The sequence below is a fragment of the Immundisolibacter sp. genome (genome assembly GCF_028696615.1).
Classification (GTDB): domain Bacteria; phylum Pseudomonadota; class Gammaproteobacteria; order Immundisolibacterales; family Immundisolibacteraceae; genus Immundisolibacter.
Genome location: NZ_JAQVGQ010000216.1, coordinates 1 through 4283, shown reverse-complemented (window position 1 = coordinate 4283; position 4283 = coordinate 1). Strand labels below are relative to the sequence as shown.

The following is a 4283-nucleotide window of genomic DNA, read 5'->3' as shown; positions in this document are numbered from 1 at the left end:
TCACGCTGATGATCTGGGACAGCCGCACCGTGCAGCACCGCGGCGGCGTGATGGGCGTACAAAAGCCGGGTGCGCCGCTGCCCGTCCATGTGATGCAGGGCGAGGACTGGCCGGGGCTCGCCAAGGTCATCGCGGCACGGCTCGAAAAACTGCGCCCGCAGATCGGCGCGCTGCATCTGGCGCCCGACTTCGCCAAGCGCCTCGAAGCCACCGTGGCGCGCTACAACGACTTCGCCCGCCGCGGCGTGGACGAGGACTTTCAGCGCGGCGCCGCGGAGGCGGACGTCGCCTGGAACTACTTTGGCAACCTGCCGGTCATCCCGAGCGAGTATCCGAATCCGACCATGCACCCGCTGGCAGCGCAAGGACCGTACTTCGCGGCGTTTCTGGTGGCGGGCGCCATCGACAGCAAGGGCGGGCCAGTCATCGATACGAGTGCGCGGGTGCTGTCCGCCGCCGGCACGCCGCTGGGTGGTCTTTTCGGCGCCGGCAACTGCATCGCAAGCCCGACCGGCGGCGCCTACTGGGGCGGCGGCGGCACCATCGGGCCGGCCGTGGTGTTCGGCCAGATCGCCGGCAATGCGGCGGCGCGGGCGCCGGTGCGCAATCTGTGATGCTGGCGGGCAGGTCGTCGATCACGGCGCTGCTGGGCGTGGCAGTGAGCCTTTCGCACGCTTACGCGGACCAGGTGAGCCTGGCCCGCGACGTGTAGCCCATCTTCGACCGCCACTGCGTGGCCTGTCACCTGTACGAATCGCCGCAGGGCGGCCTCAGCCTCGAGGCCGGCGACAGCCATCGCGCCACGGTCGGTGTGCCGAGCAGCGAGGCGCCGTTGCCACGCATCGCGCCCGGGGACCCCGGGCGCAGTTACCTGGTACACAAGCTGCGCGGTACGCAGGCCAGCGTCGGCGGCAGCGGCGCGCGCATGCCATTCAACGCGGACACCGCTGGCAATGGTCTGGCCGCGGACGAACTCGATACCATCGAGCGCTGGATCCGTGCCGGCGCGCCGGACAACTGACAGCTTTTGATTTTTTCACGCTCCGAGCCCGTCTGGGCGTGTACCGGACGGGCGACGCAAGCAATGCGCAGGACGCGCATTGCTTCACAAATCCTGAGCCGCTCGGCACCCGACCGGCCGGTGTTGGTCGGGGCTATGCGCACCCGTCTCGGTGACCGCGCTTGCGATCAGCCGTAGATCGCCTGCTCCGCGGCGAGCGCCGCCTCGCGGTTCACCGTGCGTCCCTGTGCGGCCAGCGCGCTGGCGAGCGCGACCAGACACGTCAGCACGTGTCGGCGGCTAGCCGACTGGCCCATGAGACCCACGCGCCAGGCCTTGCCGGCAAACTCGCCAAGCCCGGCGCCGATCTCGAGATCGAAATCGGCCAGCAGCGTCTGGCGCACGCGGGCGTCGTCGATGCCGGGCGGGATGCCGATGACGTTCAGCTGCGGCAGGCGCTCGCCGTCCGCGCCGAGCAGTTCGAGCCCGAGCGCTTCGGCGCCGGCGCGCAGCGCGCGGTGGTGCAGCGCATGGCGTGCCCAGGCGGCTTCGAGTCCTTCCTCGTGCAGCATGACGAGCGCCTCGTGCAGTCCGTACAGGGCGTTGATGGGGGCGGTGTGGTGGTAGCTGCGCCGGGCTTCGCCGGCCCAGTAGCCGAGCACCAGGTTCAGGTCCAGGAACCAGCTGTGCACCGGCGTCTTGCGCGCGCGGACTTTGGCCAGCGCCCGCTCGTTGAAGCTCACCGGCGCCAGACCCGGCGGGCAGGACAGGCATTTCTGGGTGCCGCTGTAGATGGCGTCGATGTCCCAGGCGTCGACGTCGAGTTCGACCCCGCCGAGCGCCGTGACGGCATCGACGATGGCCAGCGCGCCGTGCCGGTGGGCGATGTCGACCAGCGTCCTGGCGTCCGACAGCGCGCCGGTGGAGGTCTCGGCCATCACGAAGGCGACGATGCGCGCTTGCGGGTGGGCCTTGAGGGCGTCTTCGAGGCGCTGCGGGTCGACGGCGCGCGTCCACGGATCGTCGATCACCACCGCGCTGGCGCCGCAGCGCTCGACGTTCTCCTTCATACGCCCACCGAACACGCCGTTGCGGCACACGATCACCGTGTCGCCCGGCTCGACCAGGTTCACGAAACAGGCTTCCATGCCCACCGAGCCCGGCCCGGACACCGGAAACGTCACCGCGTTGCGGGTTTTGAAGGCTCGCCGCAGCAGGTCTTTGATGTCGTCCATCAGCCCAACGAACGCCGGGTCTAGGTGGCCGATGGTCGGCTGCGCCATGGCTGCCAGCACGCGCGGATGCACGTCCGACGGACCCGGCCCCATGAGGGTGCGAAGCGGCGGGTGAAAGCTGGGCATGGGCGGCTCCTGTGGGTCAGTCCCGCACGCGGCGCGCGAGGTCGGCAAAGGCGTCGATGCGCCGGTCGCGCAGGAACGGCCAGATGCGCCGCACCTGCTCGCTGCGCGCCAGATCGAGCGTCGCGCACAGCACCGCCGGTGCGTCCGTGGGTGCCAGCGCCAGCAGTTCGCCCTGCGGGCCGGCGATGAAGCTGCTGCCCCAGAAAAGACTGCCCGCGGCCGGGCCGCCGGGCTGGCGTTCCAGGCCCACCCGGTTGCAGGCCAGCACCGGCAGGCCGTTGGCGATGGCGTGGGCGCGCTGGATGGTGATCCACGCCTCGCGCTGGCGGGCTTGCTCGCCCTGCGTGTCGGTCGGGTCCCAGCCGATGGCGGTGGGATAGAGCAGCAGGTCGGCGCCGGCGAGCGCCATCAGGCGCGCGGCTTCCGGGTACCACTGGTCCCAGCACACCAGTACGCCCAGACGCCCGACCGAGGTGTCGATCGGCGCGAACGGTCCGTCGCCGGGCGTGAAATAAAACTTTTCGAGATAGCCCGGGTCGTCTGGGATGTGCATCTTGCGATAGCGCCCGGCGAGCGTGCCGTCGGCGTCCAGCACCACGGCGGTGTTGTGGTACACGCCGGCGAGGCGCCGCTCGAACAGGGAACCCACGATGACCACGCCGAGCTCGCGCGCCAGCGCGGCGAGGAACTCGCTGCTGGGGCCCGGGATCGGCTCGGCCAGATCACACAGCGCCGGGTCTTCCACCTGGCAGAAGTACGGCGTGCGGTGCAGTTCCTGCAGCAGCACCAGGCGCGCGCCCTGCGCGGCGGCAGCGCGGATGCCGGCCTCGCTCTCGGCGAGATTGGCGGCCAGATCATCCGTGCAGGCGTGCTGCACGCAGGCGACGGTGAGCGTGTTCATGGCGCGGCCGGAATCTGCATGGAGGCGCAGTGCAGGCTGCCGTTCTGGCCGACGATGGCGCGCGCCGGCACGCCGATCACCTCGCGGCCCGGAAAGCAGCCGGCGAGGCGGTCCAGCGCCACCGCGTCGTTCGGGTCGCCGTACACCGGCACCAGCACCGCGCCGTTGATGATGAGGAAATTGGCATAGTTGGCCGGCAGACGGCGGCCGTCGGCATCGTAAATGGGCGCCGGCACCGGCAGCGGCACCAGGCGATAGGGCTCGCCGTTGGCGCGGCGCAGCGCGCGAAGCTGCGCCTCGAGGCCGTCGAGCGCCGCGTATTGTTCGGTATCGGCCGGATCGGCGCAGGTGTAGGCCAGCGTGGCCGGGTCGCAAAAGCGCGCCAGGGTGTCGATGTGGCCGTCGGTGTCGTCGCCGAGCACGTCGCCGCGGTCCACCCACAGGATGCGATTCACGCCGAACAGCGTCGGCAGCGCCGCCAGCATGGCCGCGGCGGCCTCAGGATGGTTGCGCGTGGTGCTCAGCAGGCACGGCCGGGTGGCGAGCAGCGTGCCTTCGCCGTCCACCTCGATGTTGCCGCCCTCCAGCACCCACGGCAGGGCTTCGAGGCCAAGCGCGCCGAGCGCGCCCTGGGCGGCCAGCACGGTCGTCACCGTGTCGTCGAGCGCGGCGGGGTATTTGCCGCCCCAGCCGTTGAAGCGGAAATCGAGCGCCACCCGCCGCCCGTCGCGCAGCACGGTGAGCGGACCGTGATCGCGCACCCACACGTCATTGGACGGCGCAATCGCCAGCGTGAGCTGCGACGGCGGCACGCCGGCATGGGCCAGGCGCGCCGCCACATGGCGGCGGTGCGCGGCGTCGTAGCAGGCGATGATCAACGGCTCGCGGGCGGCGATGGCGGCGGCAAAGCCGACGAACTCGGCTTCGGTCTTGTCGAGTGTGTCCGCCCAGTCGCCATGCCGATGCGGCCAGGTCAGCATCACCGCCGCCTGTGGCGCCCATTCGGGGGGCAGAACACCTG

5 protein-coding genes are annotated in these 4283 nt (G+C 70.9%); 2 read left to right on the top strand and 3 right to left on the bottom strand.

Going from position 1 to position 4283, the window contains the following annotated elements; genetic code table 11:
• On the top strand, nucleotides 1–614 hold a 614-nt coding region (locus PHC73_RS11895), incomplete at its 5' end, for an FAD-binding protein (RefSeq protein WP_300128489.1).
• Nucleotides 615–733: 119 nt separating this feature from the next.
• Nucleotides 734–1021 carry a hypothetical protein gene (locus PHC73_RS11890; RefSeq protein WP_300128461.1) on the top strand — a complete coding sequence of 96 codons (288 nt, stop codon included), beginning with the start codon at nucleotides 734–736 and terminating at the stop codon, nucleotides 1019–1021.
• A gap of 167 nt (nucleotides 1022–1188) precedes the next feature.
• On the opposite strand, the gene PHC73_RS11885 is transcribed toward PHC73_RS11890, so the two are convergent.
• From PHC73_RS11885 to PHC73_RS11875, 3 genes are read right to left on the bottom strand one after another with little or no spacing between them, the layout of a single operon-like run.
• Nucleotides 1189–2361, bottom strand: coding sequence for an alanine--glyoxylate aminotransferase family protein (locus tag PHC73_RS11885; RefSeq protein ID WP_300128458.1), 1173 nt, complete (start codon nucleotides 2359–2361; stop codon nucleotides 1189–1191).
• Nucleotides 2362–2377: 16 nt separating this feature from the next.
• Nucleotides 2378–3262: a carbon-nitrogen hydrolase gene (locus tag PHC73_RS11880; RefSeq protein ID WP_300128456.1), complete on the bottom strand. Its 885-nt coding sequence runs from the start codon at nucleotides 3260–3262 to the stop codon at nucleotides 2378–2380.
• On the bottom strand, nucleotides 3259–4275 hold the full coding sequence (locus PHC73_RS11875) for an agmatine deiminase family protein (protein WP_366949872.1): 1017 nt from the start codon (nucleotides 4273–4275) through the stop codon (nucleotides 3259–3261). The genes PHC73_RS11880 and PHC73_RS11875 overlap by 4 nt, the downstream gene beginning before the upstream one ends.
• Nucleotides 4276–4283: the final 8 nt, after the last annotated feature.

Excerpts from the sequence above, each read along its gene's own strand:
- PHC73_RS11885 (WP_300128458.1), bottom strand. The coding sequence starts at position 2,361 with ATGCCCAGCTTTCACCCGCCGCTTCGCACCCTCATGGGGCCGGGTCCG.
- PHC73_RS11880 (WP_300128456.1), bottom strand. The coding sequence starts at position 3,262 with ATGAACACGCTCACCGTCGCCTGCGTGCAGCACGCCTGCACGGATGAT.